Genomic DNA, 15,103 nt, shown 5'->3' with positions numbered 1-15,103 from the left:
TGTTTCAGGAACGCCCTCGGCACCCGCCGATGCTTCCTCAGTGCGACCTTCCGGATTCGTTGCGTCGTCTTGTGACATGACCCCTCCCGATTACGCAGTGAGTTTCTTAGACTCCTTGAATGTCAGCCGGTGACCGCCACGACGATCCCGACCGACTCCTGCCGCTGGCGGTGTCGCGCCCGTCCGAAGCCCTCGCGGCAGCCGCCACGGTGCTGGCGGAAACTCCCGACCCGCGGACCGCATCGATCGCTCGTCAGGCGCGGGCGATCGTCCTGCGCGACTCCGGCCACCAGACCGAAGCGGTCACCGAACTCCGCCGCGCGTTGCGCCTGGCCAAGACCTCCACCGAGCCCGCACGCATCGCGGACGTGCAAGCAACCCTGGGCCTCACGCTCGGCCTCGGAGGCAAGTACGTCGAAGCGCTCGCCCTGTTGGAACAGGCGATCGCGAACAGCAAGGGCGCCGCCGCGGGCAGGGCCTTGACCCGACGTGGATACCTGCTCCGAGTCCTCGGACGGTACGACGAAGCGCTCTCCGACCTCCGCCAGGCCGTCATGCTCCTGCATCGCGGCGGCGACCAGGTCTGGGAGGCTCGCGCACGCACCCATCGATTCCTGGTGTACGCCGCCCTGGGACAGGCAGCCCATGCGGACCGGGACCTGGTGGTGGCCGAGCGACTGTCGGCTGCCAACGGCCAGGAACTCGAATCGGCCATGCTCGTGCACAACCGGGCCGACGTGGCGTTCCAGGCAGGCGACCTGCCCGCGGCGCTGGGCTTCCTCGACGAGGCCGCGGCGCGGTACACGGCCTTGCAGACGGAGTGGCCGAGTCTGGCGATCGACCGCTGCGCCGTCCTGCTCGCCGCCGGCCTCGCAACCGAAGCTGTCGCCACGACCGAACAGGTCCTGCGCGACCACCTTCGTCGCGATCCGGGCGGGACCGGGACGGCCGAACTGCTGTTCGCCGTCGCACAAGCCGCGCAGGCCGCCGGACGACCAGCTCTCGCCGAGGAACGTGCTGTGCAAGCCGGTCGGCTGTTCCGCCAGCAAGGCCGCAAGGGCTGGCTTGCGCGGACGACGTACCTCACGCTCCAGGCGCGGTACGACGCCGGTCAGCGTGGCGATCGGCTCTGCGCCGAGGCCCAGCGGCTCGCCGATCAGCTCGATGAGTTCAGCTCCCCGGACGCACTCTCGGCCCACCTGCTGGCCGGCCGCCTCGCGGCTGACAAGGGACGCGGGGCCGACGCCGACCGGCATCTCGCCCTCGCGGCGCGCTTCCGTCATCGCGGTCCGACGTTCGGGCATGCGGCCGGCTGGCTGGCCCACGCGCTGCGGGCCGAGGGACGTGGTGACACTGCTGCGACCCTGATCGCCTGCCGGCACGGTCTCGATGCCGCGGCCGATCATCAACGCTCCTTGGCCGCACCAGAGTTGCGTGCCCACGCCGCGACGTACGGCGTCGAACTCGCCGCCATGGCGCAGCGTCACGCCGTACGACGGAACGACGCGCGGATGCTGTTGCGCTGGAGCGAGCAATGGCGAGCCGGTGCGCTCGCGTTGCCGCCGGTCCGCCCTCCCGACGATCCCGAACTGGCGGCTGAGCTCACCGCTCTGCGCAACGTGGCTCGACGCGTCGAGGTCGCTGAGCGGGCGGACGAGGACACCGATCGGCTCCAGCTCGAACGGAGCCGCCTCGAGTCCTCCATCCGGGCCCGAACCAGGCGGCTCAGCAACAGCTCCGGTACCTCGGCCGATCCGCGTCGCCGTGACGACGCGGCTGACCTCGGCACGTTGATCGGCGGTCTGGGAGAACATCGCCTCGTCGAGATCACTGCGCTCGACGGCGTGCTCCATGCGATCACGGTCGTCGGCCGCAAAGTACGCATGCATCCGATCGGCCCGGTCGAGGTCGCCGTACGGGAGCTCGATCTCGCACTGTTCATGCTGCGCCGGCTCGCGCACGGCCGCGCGCACTCCGGAGCTGTCGAGCGAATCGATGCGGTCGGTCTCCGGCTGCAACAGGTCCTGCTGGGACCGGCTGCGGCGGATCTCGGCGACGGACCTGTCCTGATCGTGCCGCCGGCGGCTCTGCATGCGGTGCCCTGGGCGATGTTGCCGGCGTTGAGGTCGGCCCCGGTCGTCGTCGCGCCGTCGGCGTCGATGTGGTTGCGGGCCGGGCGCCTGCACACGCCGCGAGAACGCCGCGTCACCCTCGTCGCCGGACCTGGTCTCCGCAGCGGTGACGACGAACTGCGGCAGATCAGAGGCAACTATCCGAAGGCGGACGTCCTCGCCGACGGGCAGGCCACCGCCGACAAGACCTTGGCCGCGTTGGACGGCGCCTGGACCGCACACATCGCGGCCCACGGACGCTTGCGCCGAGACAACCCGTTGTTCTCCGCGTTCGCGCTCGACGACGGGCCACTGACTCTCTACGACCTCGGCAGACTCCGCCGCGCGCCGCTGCGACTGGTCTTGTCCAGTTGCGAGTCCGGCGTTGCGGCTCCGATCGGTGCGGACGAGCTCCTCGGCGCTGTGTCCGCGCTCGTCCCGCTCGGTACGGCGAGCCTCCTGGCCAGCGTCGTACCGGTCAACGACACCGCCACCGCTGGGTTGATGGTCGATTTCCACGAGCACCTGCGCGCTGGGGACTCCTTCGGCGTCGCCCTCCAGAAGGCCCGGGCCGGCGTCGGCGACGACCCGATCGCGGTCGCGACTGCCCTGTCCTTCGTGGCTCTCGGCCGCTGACGGGGTCACAGGTTGACCCAGGAGGTGATCACCGGGCTGCCGTCGACCGACCGGCACCGGATCCGCACCGGTCCGCTGCGCCTCCGGTCGACCAGGAAACGTCCGAGGTCATCCAGTGGCAAGGGCTCGCGGCGGCCATCGCCGTACTCGAGCTCGCAGCCCTCCGGCGATGCACCGAGGACCTGCCCGATGACAGTCAGCTCACCGTCGTCCGGCACGATCTCCAGCTCGACCCGGACACCTCCGCCTTCGAACGACAGCAGCCGGTCTGCGGTCTCCGTACGCCGTACCGCGTCGTACTCCGGGGTCGACCCGGCGGAGTCTGCGATCAGCTCGGCCAATTGCCCGTCGAGGTCGTGCAGGCCGATCGCTTCGTGCGCGGCGGCGGTGATGTCGCCCGGCATCGGATCGGCCTCTGCTGCGACTCGCTTCAGCCACGCCAGCAGTGCGTCGTCATCATGGTCGGCGTTCATCTCACAGATCACCGCCAGGCTCCGCGGCCGTGGACTCGAACGGATACGGGTCGGCCGCCATGATCTCGCGCAGTGCCGCGAGACAACGCTTACGGGTCGGGCCGATGCTCCCGACGGGCATGTCCAGAGCCGACGCCACCTCGGTGTAGCTGGGCGGCGGATCGGTCATCAACACCCGCAGCAATGTCTGGCAGCGTGGCTTCATCGAGCGGAACGCCCGCCACAACGCGGCATCCTGCTCTCTGCGCAGCAGCGCGTCGTCGAACGGATCGGCGTGGTCCGGCAGATCGTCGAAGATCTCCAGCACCACCACCTTGGACCGGCGCCGTATCGCCGCCAGGCATTCGTGCCGCATCGTGGTGGCCAGCCAGCTTCCGATGCTGTCGGGCTGCCGAACCGTGTCGACACGCTCCACCAGCCGGAGCCAGGTGGTCTGGATGGCGTCCGCCGCGTCGTCCTGGCTCAGCCGCATTCCGCGGGCGATATGCCACAGAAGATTGGTGTAGCGATCCGTCAGCGTCCGCCAGGCGACCGGGTCGGCGGAACGCACCAAAGCGACGAGCGCCTGATTGTCGGCATGCCGTTGCTGGTCCATCGCCCGCCCCCCACGGCATTCTCGCCGAGGTGGGCGACGCAGTCCACAGCCCGCACGCCTTTCGCGGTTCCTGCCTCGCGCCGGGAGTAAATGGGTGGTGAAAGCACCTGTCGCCATCTCTGCCTCCTTCCGATCGACCTGATGCCGACAAGAGCCCGGGACCCGGATTCTGATACCGAAAGGTATTTACCGCGCCGGCCGATTCTCTGACCTCAGAACGCACTGCGTAGGGAGGAGAAATGACTACACCGCACGGGAATCCCGGCCCACCGCACCACGAGAGCTGGTGGACCCGCCTCGGCACCTTCGGCCAGACCCTGACGGCCCTGATCGGGCTGCTCGCCGCCCTGATCCCGATCCTCGCGAAGACCGGGCTTCCCGGTCAGGACGGTGACGTCACCAAGACCGACGCGATCGTGACGACCGCGCCGTACGTACCGCCGGCCACATCGCCCATCGCACCGCCCACCACACCGCCCGCCCGGACGACGACGCCGCCTGAACAGCCCGATCCGATCAATCTCACGGTCTCCGACCAGCTCACCGAAGGCGCGCTGGAAGAGGTCATCGTCATCAGCCTCGAAGGAACCCGGGTCGCCACCCTGCACGCCACCAGCGCACAGCCCGTGGTGAGCCAGCGAGTCACCGCAACGAAGCCGGGAAACTACAGCTACGTGGTCGACGCCGCGATGACGGTGTACGACGACATCGGCGACGTACAGGTCATCGAGGCCACCGGCCGCGGCAGCGTGATGATCGACGAAGGAACCCGCCTCGACGTCTACGTCCACCAGGAAACCAACGGCCTCAGCCTCTCCCTGCAGTCCGCCGCCCCCTGACGGGCGTGCTGGACTTTCCGGGGTGGGCGCAGTTCCCTTGGAGGGTGGAGCGGGTCGATCGGGGGTTGCATCGGCGGCACGAGGAGTTCCTCGAGGGCGGGGAGCGGCACGTGCGGGGGCTGGTCGCGGCCTCCTGGGGGCGATCCATCGCGGCAGGGCTGGATTCCGGTACGGCGGCACCGTTCGCGTTCCGGGCCGACGAGTTGGCCGCGTACCGGGCCGAGCATCCACTCGCCGCGGTCTTCCCGATGCTGTACGACGTCCTGGGCCGGGCCGCTGAGGACAGTGACAGCGTGATGGCGATCGGTGACAGTGACGGACGGCTGCTGTGGGTGTGCGGGCGTCCCGATGTACTCCGCGCCGCGGACGGCATCCACTTCAGCGAAGGCGCATGGTGGGCCGAACGACAGGTCGGCACCAACGCTCTCGGTACGTCGCTGGAGGTCGCCGGGCCGGTCCAGATCCGGTCGGCGGAACACTTCACGCTCCTGGTGCAACCGTGGTCGTGCGCCGCCGCGCCCATCTACGACCCGGAGACGCAGCGAGTGCTCGGCGTCGTGGACGTCACGGGCGGCGCCGACGCCAGCTCACCCCAGTCGCTGGCCCTGGTACGCGCCGCCGCCCGCATGGCCGAGGCCGAGCTCGGCCGGCTGACGATCCTTCGCAGGATCACCGGCGACTCGGGCCATCGAGTGCACATCTCCGCCCTCGGCCGACCCGACGCCGAGGTACGCGTGGACGACCGCGACCTCCGGCTCAGCCGGCGCCACAGCGACATCCTCGTTCTGCTGGCCGAGCACCCGGAGGGCCTCAGCGCGGAGGAGTTGTCGGACGCGCTCTACGGCGCAGCGGATCACCGGTCCTCGTTGCGAGGCGAGGTCACCCGGCTCCGTGCCCTCCTCGGCGCCGACATCGTCGAGTCCCGTCCCTACCGGCTGCGCCGGGACATCGCCGCCGACTGGCTCGAGACCGCCAACGACCTCGATTCCCACCTGCTGTCGTCTGCGCTGCGGCGGTACGTCGGCCCGTTGCTGCCGCAGTCCGACGCCCCCGGAGTCGTTGCCTCCCGCAACCGTCTCGAGAACCGGATCCGGGCCGCCGTACTGCAGACACAGGACGTCGACCTGGTCGTGGCCTGGACTCGTTCGTACGCCGGGGTCAACGACCTGGCCGCGTGGGAACGCCAACTGACCTTGCTGTCGCCGACCTCTCCGCTGTGGCCGGCGGCCCAGTCCGAGGTACGGCGCCTCCGTACCGACTACGGCCTGAACCCGGCGGGGACCGAGGGCTGACCACCGCCGATCCCCGGCGAAGGTCAGAAGACGCGGATCGCGATCTCGGCCGGCGCGGACAGCAGACCGTCGATCTCGTCGTCCAGCTTGACCAGGGTGACCGAGGCACCGGCCATGTCGAGCGACGTGCAGTACTCCCCGACGTAGTTGCGCCGTACGTTGATGCCCCGGTCGGTGAGCACCTGGTGGGCGCGGCCGTAGAGCAGGTACAGCTCGCTGATCGGGGTTCCGCCGAGGCCGTTGATCATCAGCGCGACGTTGTCGCCGGACTCGTACGGCAGGTCGGACCGGACCGCCTCGAGCATCTGATCGATGATCTCGTTGGCCGACGCGAGCTTCTCGCGACTGCGCCCCGGCTCGCCGTGGATACCGACGCCCATCTCCATCTCGTCGTCGCCGAGCTCGAAGAGCGGGGAGCCCTTGGCCGGCGGCGTACAGGCCGTGAGCGCCATCCCCATCGTCCGGGTGACCGAGTTGACCTTCTCGCCGATCCGGACCAGCTCGTCCAGGTCAGCGCCCTGTTCGGACGCCGCGCCGACCGCTTTCATCACGAAGAAGTTGCCGGCCACCCCGCGCCGGCCGACCGTGTACGTCGAGTCCTTGACCGAGACGTCGTCGTCGATGATCAGCGTGCGGACATTCAGGCCATCCGCCGCACTCATCTCCTGCGACATGTCGAACGCCATCCGGTCGCCGGTGTAGTTGTTCACCAGCAGCAGCACGCCCTTCTGCGACGCGAGCAGCTTGGTGGTCTCGTACACGTACTCCATCGGCGGCGCCGCGAACACGTCCCCCGGGCAGGCGGCGTCGAGCATGCCCTTGCCGACCGTCATCACGTGGGCCGGCTCGTGCCCGGACCCCGATCCCTGGACGATCGACACCTTGTCGTCGCGCGGCGCGTCGGTCCGCATGATCAGGTTGTACTCCGGGACGTACTTCAGGGTCTCGGGGTTGGCCAGCGCGATGCCCTGCAGCATCTCCGGCACGTAGTTCTTGGGATCGTTGACGAACTTCTTCATCGGGACTCCCTCCCCTTCCAGTTCTTCGCGATCTGCTCCATAAGTACGGCGACGGCGGTGGCCCCGGCGTCGACCGATCCACGGCTGCGCTCACCGGTGTAGGCGGCGCGGCCGCGCTTCGCGACCATGTCCACCGTCGCGTCGGCGGCTGACCGGGCGGCCGCCGCGGCCCGGTCGACGATCTCGTCACTGCTCGCCCCCGCGGCGAGCGACTCCTCGATGGCGTCGGTCATCGGGACCAGCGCGTCGAGCAGCGTCTTCTCCCCCAGCTCGGCCCCGCCGCGCGTCATGATGCCCGCGACCGCCGACCGCAGCATCGCCACGACGGTCGCGCCGTCCAGGGAGGTCGCCGTACCGGCGGTCATCCCGGCGCGCAGGAACCCGGTCCCCCAGATCGGGCCGGACGTCCCGCCGATCCGCGACGTCACCAGCATCCCGACCTTCTTCAGGAAGGTGCCGATGTCGGTCCGGTCCATCTCGGCGTACTGCGCCTGCAGCTTCTCGAAGCCGCGGGCCAGCGAGTACCCGAAGTCCCCGTCGCCGACCACCGAGTCCAGGTCGCCGAAGTACTTCTCGTTGGCGAGGCAGGTGTCGATGATCGTCGTCATGACGAGGTCGACCTCGTTCCAGCTGTCGGTCATGTCTGCCCTCCGTGGGTTTCGTCGTGCGGTGGCCGGCCGGCCAGGCGGGAGAGCTCGGTGAGGCTGAGCGCGTCGACCGGTTCGATGTCCCAGGGATCCGCGAGAACCTCGAGCCGCTCGCCGCCCGGGTCGCCCAGACTGGTGACCACGAGGGAGGCGCCGGTGAAGTCCTCGTCGCGGGTGTAGCCGCTGACGGTCACGACCGTGGCCAGTCCGGCTCCGGAGGCGGCGAGCAGTCCGTTGTGCGAGTCCTCCACGACGAGGGTTTCGGCCGGATCCAGCCCGAGTTCCTTGACGGTCAGCTCGTAGACGGCCGGATCGGGCTTCTTCCGCGGTACGACGTCGCCCGCGAACACCGGGATCGTCCCCGCCACCTCGGCACCGACAGCTCCGGCAAGAACGGCGCGAACCGACGGCTCGGCCGACGTCGACGCCACCGCAACTGTCCACCCGGCCGCCAATGCGTCCATGATGATCCGCCGTACGCCGGGACGCGGTGGGATGACCCCGGCTGCGACCAAGTCGGTGAACGCCTTCGTCTTGGCCCGGTGCCATCTCGCCACAACCTCGGCGCGCTCCTCGGGCGTCGCTGGCGACCCGGCCGCGCGCCACACCTCGGGGTCGTCCAGCACTGTGGCCAGACGCTCCTTGCCGCCGCCGATCCGCAGCAGCCGGCCGTACTGCTCGACCGACCACCGCACCGGCAGCCCGAACTGTTCGAACGTCGCGTTGAACGCCGGCAAGTGCCCGTCGCGTTCGGTGTCACCCAGGACGCCGTCGCAGTCGAAGATGATCGCGGTCATGCCCGGCCGCCGCTGCCGAAGATCTCGATGTGCTCGGCGGCCATGGACTTCACGGCCGCGTGGATGTGGACGAACAGGGATGGCGGGTCCCATTTGTTCGTGGCCCGCGCCTGCTCGAGGTGCTCCAGCGACGACGTCATGTAGGCGACCTTGAGAGCCGTCGAGATGTTGACCTTCGAGCAGCCGCGGCCGATCAGGTCCTGGAACTGCTCACGGCTCAGCCCCGAACCACCGTGCAGCGCCATCGGGATCCCGGTCGCCGCCACGAGGTCGGTGATCCGCTGGTAGTCCAGGTCCGGCAGAGAGTGGTAGATGCCGTGGGCGTTGCCGATCGCCGGTGCGAAGACGTCGACCCCGGTCGTCTCCACGAACCGCGTGGCGATCTCGAGGGACTGACGCGCCGACTCGGTGTCCGATCCCACTCCGTCCTCGACACCGGTGATCCCCTCGATCTCGCCTTCGACATGAGCGCCGTACGTCCTGGCCTCGGCAACGACCTCGACGGTCTGGCGCTGGTTCTCCTCGACCGGGAGTGCCGACGCGTCGAACAGCACGGAGTTCCAGCCGGCCTCGAGGCACGAGCTGATCACCGCGCGGTCCGGGCAGTGGTCGAGATGCAGCGACACCGGCACGGGCACCGGGGCGACCGTCGCGTCGAACATCGCCTTGAGGACGTCGCGGCCGACCGATTTCACGGTCTTCACCGACGTCTGGACGATGAGCGGCGAGCGCAGTTCCACGGCAGCGTCGACGACGGCACGCAGGCTCAGCTCGTCCACCACGTTGATCGCGGGAACGGCGTACCCCTTGGCCAGAGCCTCGTCGACGAGTTCCTTCAGGGGCGCGACGGGCATGATCCCTCCTCTCGGCGGCAACGCCACCGCTCGATGCCAGCCTGCCTCGCCGAACGCTGCAGAAATGCTGCACGCCTAGACTCGGGTACGGCGCTTGAGGCGGAGTTGGGCGATCAGACTGGCGAAAGCGAGGACAACGGTCACGGCCGTGTACGACGTGACCGCGGGGACTTCACCGATGGGGCCTGACAGTTGGCCGGCGACGACCACGGGAATGCCGAGCGCGAGGTAGGACACCAGGTAGATCGCGGCGACGACGCCGGCGCGCTGATGTGGGGCCGCGAGCGGGAAGATCAGCTGGAGGGCGGCCGTGAACGCCGCGCCGAAGCCGACACCGGCGATCGCTTGCCCGATGATCATCACGGCCAGGCTTCCGGCCAGGACACCGGTGATGATGCCGATGGCCCCGGCGATCGATGCGTAGATCCCCCACGTCATCGCCCGCCGCGAGTCGACGCGGGCGAACGCCAGCCCGACCACAGCGGAGGTGGCCGGCGCGACGAACCCGGCCAGGCCGTTGAGAAGCCCACTGTTCAGGTGGAAGACGCTGCGCACCATGCTCGGCGCGAGCCCGCCCGACAGACCCGCGAGCATCCAGACCGCGGCGACCACGGGCGCGGCCGCGGCGAACTCCCGGCGGGTCGCCGGCGGGAAGGCGATGCGTGGGACCAGCGAACGCAACGCCCCAGGGACCCGGGTGACGGTCTCGGGCGACAGGACCACCAGGATCGTTCCGAGGATCGTCACGACGGTCAGTACGACGAAGATGATCGAGTTCGCCGCCGGCGTGAGCTGGATCGCGAGACCGGCCAGCAAGGAGCCGAAGCCAAGACCTCCGGTCAGTCCGACACTGCCCAGGATCGTGCCCAGCCGTTTCCGGTTCGGCGCCGCGAGTTCCACCAGCGCCGCGGTGAAGGCGGCCGTTGCCGCACCACTGGCGACGCCTTGGATGATCCGGCCGGCGATCACCCAGCCCACACTCGAAGCGGCGAGAAAGGTGAGGTTCGAGGCGATCTGGATGACCAGGGCACCGATCAGCACCGGACGCCGGCCGATGTGGTCGGAGAGCGAACCAACGGTGAGTACGGCCGCGAGGAAGCCGACCGCGTAGACCGCGAACGCCAACGCCAGCAGGGACGGCGCGAAATCCCACCGCTCCTTGTACAACACCAGCAACGGGGTCAGCGCCCCGGCCGCCAGATACAGCGCGGTGAAGGTGATCGCCGCACCTGCCATGGCGAGGCCGGCAGGGATGGTCGGCCGCCGGCGGACCACAGGCCGCTCGGCCACCACGTGAGAGGATGACATCGGAAACTCCTTGTAAAGGACGAGGTATGGCGATCACGTTCGAAGGGGTGCTGGCCGATCGGAGCACCTGGACACTGGAGAACTGCTCGATCGCGATGACGATGGATCTGATCGGCACCCGGTCGTCGATGGTGATCCTGCGCGAGGCCTTCTACGGCACCACGAGGTTCGACGACTTCACCCGGCGTACGCGGCTGACCGACGCGATCGTGGCGGCCCGGCTCAAGGACCTGACCGAGATCGGCCTGTTCAGCCGGCGGCCGTATCGCGAGCCGGGCCAGCGGACCCGCTCCGAGTACCTGCTGACGGACAAAGGCCGCGACCTGTTGCCTGCGGTCTTCGCGCTCATGCAGTGGGGCAACAAGTACGTGCAGGACGAGGAAGGCGGGCCGCTGAGCCTGGTCGAGCGAGGCACCGGCGAGCCGGTGATCATCGGCCCGCGGACGGCGTCCGGCAGGAACCTCGAGCTCGAGGACCTCGCGATCGTCGCGAACGGCGACTGGGCCGGGCCACAGGACAGCTGACGATCAGTCGGTGATGACGACGACGCCGCTCGGCTCGCGCAGTGCCTGCACCGTGCGCTCCGCGGCCCGGTCGATGTGGACCCGCGGCTCCGCGGGCACCTGCTTCTCGTGGTACGTGCCCGGCCCGTAGAACTGTCCATAGCTCAGGACGACGCCACCCTCGGCGAGGACCGATCGCTCCAGCTCCGCGACCGCCAGGGCATCGGGGCCGTCGGGCAGCTGCCAGGCGACGGTCTGGGCCAGGATCTTCGGCGACCCGGCCCGCCGCGCGGCCTCGATCAGGTTCTGGTTGCCCTCGGTCCGGATCCTGGCGTTCAGCTCCGCATGCGCGCCGATCCGCGTCACATCGTCCGGCAGGTCGGTCAGCTCGTTCAGGATCACGTCCGGCTTGAAGTCGGCCACCGCCTGGATCAGCGCGTCGCGATCGAACACGTCGCACAGGATCGGCTCGGCCCCGAGTCCCTTCACCAGTTCCGTCTTCGCGACCGATCGCGTCATCCCACCGACCACATGTCCGTCAGCCACCAGCCGCGGAATCAGCGCCCGCCCGATCACACCCGACGCGCCGGCAAGAAAGGTCCTCATCGCTCAGCTCCCATCCGTGATTGTTCTGGATGCTTTATATCCAGAATCTGTTCTTGACCTTAGAAGCTGACTATCGAATCGTCAAGTCAGAGGGGATGTGACAGAGCTGACGCTGTCGTTCAGTGGGTGCCGGCCTGCTCGCCGATCTCGATGGTGCGGTCGCGGCCGGCCTCGGTGGCGGTCATGACGGCGCCGCGGACTCCTGCCTTCTCGAGTTCGCGGATGGCGGTGATGGTGGTGCCGCCCGGACTACTCACAGCGGCGCGGAGGCGAACCGGGTCCATGCCTGAGTCGCGCAGCATCACGGCCGCACCGACAGCGGTCTGGATCACCATCTCCTCCGACAGCTCCCGGCTCAGTCCGAGCAGCACTCCGGAGTCGATCAGGGCCTCCGCGAAGTAGAAGAAGAACGCCGGACCGCTGCCGGAGAACGCCGTGATCGCGTTCATCTGCGACTCCGGAACCTCCACCACCTTGCCCACCGATCGCAGTAGCGCACCCGCGCGTTCCAGATGCACTTCACTGGCGCACGATCCTGCGCAGATCGCCGTCATCCCTTCCCCCACCGATGCCGCCGTGTTCGGCATCGCCCGTACCACCGGCGTCTTCGGCACCAGCCCGCGTTCGACCTGCGCCGTACTGATCCCGCCGACCACGGAGATCACCAGCTGCTCGGCCGTGACGTGTTCGATCAACTGCGGCAACAGCGCCTCGACGTGGTACGGCTTGACCATCAGCAGCACAGCGCCGGCTCCCCGCACCGCCTCCGCCAGGGCAGGCGTGGAGATACCGAACCGATCCCTCAGGTACGCCGCCCGGTCCGGCAACTGCTCGACCACCGCGATCCGCGCAGGATCGTGCAGTACGACGTCCCCCTCGAGCAACCCGGACAGCAGCGCCGCACAAATGTTGCCGCCACCAACGATCGCGAGACTGTCCTGACGTCCTGCCGTCATCTGGCTCGTCATCCCTTCTCCTGCTCGCGGTCCGGACGACCGGCCCACGCTCCGCGGACATGCTTGATGTGCCTGCTCATCACCGTCGTCACTCCGGCCTCGTCCCCGGCAAGCAGGCGATCAAGGATCTCGACGTGTTCCTCCGCCGAGGCGATCAAGAGGTCGTGATCGATGTCCGCCATCCCGGTGAGCCGGCTGCGGGCCCGCAGGTTGCCGACGATCTCCACCAGTGTCTGATTCGCCGTGAGATCGAGCAGCGACAGATGGAACTGCCGGTCGAGGCCGACGAAGCCGACCAGGTCCCGCCGCCTGGTCAGTTCGACGAGTTGCCGCGCTGCGGGATAGAGCGCCTCGAGCTTGCGCCGCGTCTCGTCGGTGAGGTTCGTCGCCAGGCCGGCGACGGTCGGAACCTCCAGCAGCACCCGGACCGCGGTGATGTCGTCGAGTTGCTTGTCGGAGAGCTCGACGACCCGGAATCCCTTGTTTCGAACGGCTTCGACGAGTCCTTCGGCGGCGAGGTCGAGCATCGCCTCGCGGACCGGTGTCGGTGAGACCCCGAACTGCTGGGCGAGCGCCGGGGCGGAGTACACGACGCCTTTCCGCATCCGCCCGGCGATCACCGAGGCACGCAGTACGTCGCCGATCTGCTGGCGGAGGTTCGGGCCGCCGCCCAGGTGTGGGATGCCGATCTGGTCCGCCATGACCTGGCCTTGGAGAGTCATCGCAGCACGAACCCCGTGCCGAGCGGATCGCGCGGATCCAGCGTGAACGTGGCCTGGCCGGTCTCGTACGCGGCGCCGGTCACTTCGGTGATGACGGCCTGATGGCCGTCGGCCTCGACGTGCTCGACAACCCGGCCGACGAACGTCGTACCCACGATCGAGTCGTGCTTGAGGGTGCGGCCGATCGGCAGCCGGCCGTCATCGGCGAGGAGCGCGATGCGTGCGGAAGTGCCGGAACCACAGGGTGAGCGATCCAGTTCACCGTCCGCGAAGATCGTGACGTTGCGCTGGTGCGGACCGTCGTCGGTCCCGCCGAGGTCGTCGTACAGGATCGTGCCGTAGATGCCGTCGAGGCGGCTGTCGGTCGGGTGCCGCGCCCACTGCGTGTCGTTCAGCGCCCACTTGATCTCGCGCCCGACTGAGATCAGGTCGGTGCTGTGCTTCGGCGTCACCTCGAGGCCGACCGCGGACGCGTCGACGGATGCGTAGAGGGCGCCGCCGTAGCTGATGTCCGCCCGAACCTTGCCGCGGCCGATCGTGACTTCGATGCCCCGGGCAACGACGTACGCCGGGATGTTGCGGAACGAGACCTGCTCGACCTCACCGCCCACACAGCTCACGCGGGCCAGGACGCGGCCCGAGGGTACGTCGATCACCACCTCGGTGTCGCCGTCCGGCGCGGCGGGGATCCGCCCGGTCCGGACGGCCCAGGCGCCGAGCGCGATGGTGCCGTGACCGCACGCCGTCGAGTAGCCGTCCTTGTGCCAGAACAGGACGCCGAGGTCGGCACCGGCGTCATCGGGCGGCACCAGGAATCCGCCGTACATGTCGGCATGGCCCCGCGGCTCGTTCACCAGAAGTTGCCGCACCGCGTCGACCTCAGGCGACGTCTGCGCGTACGCGCGCCGTTCCAGAATCGTCGGTCCCGGCACGTCGGGAAGGCCGCCAGTCACGATCCGGAACGGCTCGCCGGCCGTGTGGTAATCGGTCACGCTGACTCGCATCCCAGCTCCCAACCACCCGGTGGCATGTGCCACAGCACAGTAGCATGTAATATTTTACTGATCGGGTGGCTCGGTCAGCGGGACTTCCAGTTGTCGGCGAGGGCGCGACGTTCGTCGGCGGGGATGGTCGTCCAGCGGACTCCGCGGATCGCTCCCTCGACCGCAAGGACCGCGTGGGTGCAGTCATGGAAGCCGCGGGCCTCCAGCCGGCGGCCGACCTCGAGCGAGCCGAGTTCGCTCAGTTGATCGACGGTCTCGAGTCCGAGTGCTTGCAGTTCTCCGGCCAGGACGGGGCCGATGTTCGGCGCCGAGGTCAGGTCGCTCATGCCCATTTCTCCAATCCGAACAACTCGACGGCGTCGTCGAACGCATCCGCCAACCGGGCCAGGCGATCCGGGTCAGCGTCAACCGCCCGCAGCCGCACCGGTCCTGCCAACGGGATGCCGGCCAGCAACTCGCGCCCTGCGTCAGTCGCCGCGACGTTCCGGCGACGCCCATCCGACGGATCCGGCTCCACCAGCACCAACCCGCGCCCCGCCAGCCGATCCACCGCCTGCCCCAGAGTCGCCGGATGCATCACCAGCCGCCCCCGCAACTCCTCCATCCGCCAACTCTCCTGCTCACCAACGATCCGCAGCATCGCCAACTGCTCGCCCGTCAGCCCGTACTCCCGCCGCACATCCCGCCCGAACGCCCCCAAAGCCAACTGCAACCGATACCAAGCCCGAATAACCCGCACAG

Annotated in this window: 17 protein-coding genes; 4 read left to right on the top strand and 13 right to left on the bottom strand. The window is 68.9% G+C overall.

Translation table 11 applies throughout. The features are described from left to right. Positions 1-119: 119 nt before the first annotated feature. Complete coding sequence (locus tag ACGFH6_RS24815; RefSeq protein WP_393388079.1) at positions 120-2,747, top strand: CHAT domain-containing protein; 2,628 nt, start codon at positions 120-122, stop codon at positions 2,745-2,747. Between the two features lie 5 nt (positions 2,748-2,752). Here the strand turns inward: ACGFH6_RS24815 and ACGFH6_RS24810 are convergent, their stop codons facing one another. Together ACGFH6_RS24810 and ACGFH6_RS24805 are read right to left on the bottom strand one after the other, a co-directional pair. Continuing rightward, entirely contained in the window at positions 2,753-3,220 is a 468-nt protein-coding gene (locus tag ACGFH6_RS24810; RefSeq protein ID WP_393388077.1) for a hypothetical protein, read from the bottom strand. 1 nt (position 3,221) lies between these two features. Further along, positions 3,222-3,815 (bottom strand): RNA polymerase sigma factor, encoded by a 594-nt coding sequence (locus ACGFH6_RS24805; protein ID WP_393388074.1) that lies wholly within the window; start codon positions 3,813-3,815, stop codon positions 3,222-3,224. A 239-nt stretch (positions 3,816-4,054) separates the two neighbouring features. Here ACGFH6_RS24805 and ACGFH6_RS24800 point away from each other — a divergent pair, with 239 nt between their 5' ends. Both ACGFH6_RS24800 and ACGFH6_RS24795 read left to right on the top strand, forming a co-directional pair. Further along, positions 4,055-4,654 (top strand): hypothetical protein, encoded by a 600-nt coding sequence (locus ACGFH6_RS24800; protein WP_393388071.1) that lies wholly within the window; start codon positions 4,055-4,057, stop codon positions 4,652-4,654. 44 nt (positions 4,655-4,698) lie between these two features. Continuing rightward, positions 4,699-5,946 carry a GAF domain-containing protein gene (locus ACGFH6_RS24795; RefSeq protein WP_393388069.1) on the top strand — a complete coding sequence of 416 codons (1,248 nt, stop codon included), beginning with the start codon at positions 4,699-4,701 and terminating at the stop codon, positions 5,944-5,946. A 23-nt stretch (positions 5,947-5,969) separates the two neighbouring features. Here the strand turns inward: ACGFH6_RS24795 and dhaK are convergent, their stop codons facing one another. From dhaK to ACGFH6_RS24770, 5 genes are all read right to left on the bottom strand, one after another. Beyond that, positions 5,970-6,965 (bottom strand): dihydroxyacetone kinase subunit DhaK, encoded by a 996-nt coding sequence (dhaK, locus tag ACGFH6_RS24790; RefSeq protein WP_393388066.1) that lies wholly within the window; start codon positions 6,963-6,965, stop codon positions 5,970-5,972. After that, on the bottom strand, positions 6,962-7,606 hold the full coding sequence (dhaL, locus tag ACGFH6_RS24785) for a dihydroxyacetone kinase subunit DhaL (protein ID WP_393388064.1): 645 nt from the start codon (positions 7,604-7,606) through the stop codon (positions 6,962-6,964). The genes dhaK and dhaL overlap by 4 nt, the downstream gene beginning before the upstream one ends. Next, positions 7,603-8,409 (bottom strand): HAD-IA family hydrolase, encoded by an 807-nt coding sequence (locus ACGFH6_RS24780; protein WP_393388061.1) that lies wholly within the window; start codon positions 8,407-8,409, stop codon positions 7,603-7,605. Before ACGFH6_RS24780 ends, dhaL begins: the two co-directional genes overlap by 4 nt. Then, positions 8,406-9,263: a class II fructose-bisphosphate aldolase gene (locus ACGFH6_RS24775; RefSeq protein ID WP_393388059.1), complete on the bottom strand. Its 858-nt coding sequence runs from the start codon at positions 9,261-9,263 to the stop codon at positions 8,406-8,408. Before ACGFH6_RS24775 ends, ACGFH6_RS24780 begins: the two co-directional genes overlap by 4 nt. A gap of 75 nt (positions 9,264-9,338) precedes the next feature. Beyond that, on the bottom strand, positions 9,339-10,571 hold the full coding sequence (locus tag ACGFH6_RS24770) for an MFS transporter (protein WP_393388056.1): 1,233 nt from the start codon (positions 10,569-10,571) through the stop codon (positions 9,339-9,341). A gap of 26 nt (positions 10,572-10,597) precedes the next feature. On the opposite strand from ACGFH6_RS24770, the gene ACGFH6_RS24765 reads away from it, so the two are divergent. Beyond that, positions 10,598-11,095 carry a winged helix-turn-helix transcriptional regulator gene (locus ACGFH6_RS24765; protein ID WP_393388053.1) on the top strand — a complete coding sequence of 166 codons (498 nt, stop codon included), beginning with the start codon at positions 10,598-10,600 and terminating at the stop codon, positions 11,093-11,095. Positions 11,096-11,098: 3 nt separating this feature from the next. Here ACGFH6_RS24765 and ACGFH6_RS24760 read toward each other — a convergent pair whose 3' ends face one another. From ACGFH6_RS24760 to ACGFH6_RS24735, 6 genes are all read right to left on the bottom strand, one after another. Then, complete coding sequence (locus tag ACGFH6_RS24760; protein WP_393388050.1) at positions 11,099-11,680, bottom strand: NAD-dependent epimerase/dehydratase family protein; 582 nt, start codon at positions 11,678-11,680, stop codon at positions 11,099-11,101. A 119-nt stretch (positions 11,681-11,799) separates the two neighbouring features. Beyond that, a complete protein-coding gene (gene proC / locus ACGFH6_RS24755; protein ID WP_393388047.1) occupies positions 11,800-12,648 on the bottom strand; it encodes a pyrroline-5-carboxylate reductase in 849 nt (282 codons plus the stop codon). Beyond that, positions 12,645-13,358, bottom strand: a complete 714-nt coding sequence (locus ACGFH6_RS24750; protein ID WP_393388044.1) for a GntR family transcriptional regulator — start codon at positions 13,356-13,358, stop codon at positions 12,645-12,647. Before ACGFH6_RS24750 ends, proC begins: the two co-directional genes overlap by 4 nt. Continuing rightward, entirely contained in the window at positions 13,355-14,362 is a 1,008-nt protein-coding gene (locus ACGFH6_RS24745) for a proline racemase family protein (RefSeq protein ID WP_393388042.1), read from the bottom strand. Before ACGFH6_RS24745 ends, ACGFH6_RS24750 begins: the two co-directional genes overlap by 4 nt. A 74-nt stretch (positions 14,363-14,436) precedes the next feature. Next, positions 14,437-14,688: a TfoX/Sxy family DNA transformation protein gene (locus ACGFH6_RS24740; RefSeq protein WP_360452311.1), complete on the bottom strand. Its 252-nt coding sequence runs from the start codon at positions 14,686-14,688 to the stop codon at positions 14,437-14,439. Beyond that, positions 14,685-15,068 (bottom strand): MarR family transcriptional regulator, encoded by a 384-nt coding sequence (locus ACGFH6_RS24735; protein ID WP_393388038.1) that lies wholly within the window; start codon positions 15,066-15,068, stop codon positions 14,685-14,687. Before ACGFH6_RS24735 ends, ACGFH6_RS24740 begins: the two co-directional genes overlap by 4 nt. Positions 15,069-15,103 lie beyond the last annotated feature (35 nt).

Source organism: Kribbella sp. NPDC049227 (assembly GCF_043197265.1).
GTDB lineage: Bacteria > Actinomycetota > Actinomycetes > Propionibacteriales > Kribbellaceae > Kribbella.
The sequence above is the reverse complement of the archived record's forward strand: the minus strand, read 5'-3'. Positions and strand labels throughout refer to the sequence as shown.

Bases quoted from the DNA above. Each gene is read 5' to 3' on its own strand.
- ACGFH6_RS24815 (WP_393388079.1), top strand. From the start codon at position 120: ATGTCAGCCGGTGACCGCCACGACGATCCCGACCGACTCCTGCCGCTG.
- ACGFH6_RS24810 (WP_393388077.1), bottom strand. From the start codon at position 3,220: ATGAACGCCGACCATGATGACGACGCACTGCTGGCGTGGCTGAAGCGA.
- ACGFH6_RS24805 (WP_393388074.1), bottom strand. From the start codon at position 3,815: ATGGACCAGCAACGGCATGCCGACAATCAGGCGCTCGTCGCTTTGGTG.
- ACGFH6_RS24800 (WP_393388071.1), top strand. From the start codon at position 4,055: ATGACTACACCGCACGGGAATCCCGGCCCACCGCACCACGAGAGCTGG.
- dhaK (WP_393388066.1), bottom strand. From the start codon at position 6,965: ATGAAGAAGTTCGTCAACGATCCCAAGAACTACGTGCCGGAGATGCTG.
- dhaL (WP_393388064.1), bottom strand. From the start codon at position 7,606: ATGACCGACAGCTGGAACGAGGTCGACCTCGTCATGACGACGATCATC.
- ACGFH6_RS24780 (WP_393388061.1), bottom strand. From the start codon at position 8,409: ATGACCGCGATCATCTTCGACTGCGACGGCGTCCTGGGTGACACCGAA.
- ACGFH6_RS24775 (WP_393388059.1), bottom strand. From the start codon at position 9,263: ATGCCCGTCGCGCCCCTGAAGGAACTCGTCGACGAGGCTCTGGCCAAG.
- ACGFH6_RS24770 (WP_393388056.1), bottom strand. From the start codon at position 10,571: ATGTCATCCTCTCACGTGGTGGCCGAGCGGCCTGTGGTCCGCCGGCGG.
- ACGFH6_RS24765 (WP_393388053.1), top strand. From the start codon at position 10,598: ATGGCGATCACGTTCGAAGGGGTGCTGGCCGATCGGAGCACCTGGACA.
- ACGFH6_RS24760 (WP_393388050.1), bottom strand. From the start codon at position 11,680: ATGAGGACCTTTCTTGCCGGCGCGTCGGGTGTGATCGGGCGGGCGCTG.
- proC (WP_393388047.1), bottom strand. From the start codon at position 12,648: ATGACGAGCCAGATGACGGCAGGACGTCAGGACAGTCTCGCGATCGTT.
- ACGFH6_RS24750 (WP_393388044.1), bottom strand. From the start codon at position 13,358: ATGACTCTCCAAGGCCAGGTCATGGCGGACCAGATCGGCATCCCACAC.
- ACGFH6_RS24745 (WP_393388042.1), bottom strand. From the start codon at position 14,362: ATGCGAGTCAGCGTGACCGATTACCACACGGCCGGCGAGCCGTTCCGG.
- ACGFH6_RS24740 (WP_360452311.1), bottom strand. From the start codon at position 14,688: ATGAGCGACCTGACCTCGGCGCCGAACATCGGCCCCGTCCTGGCCGGA.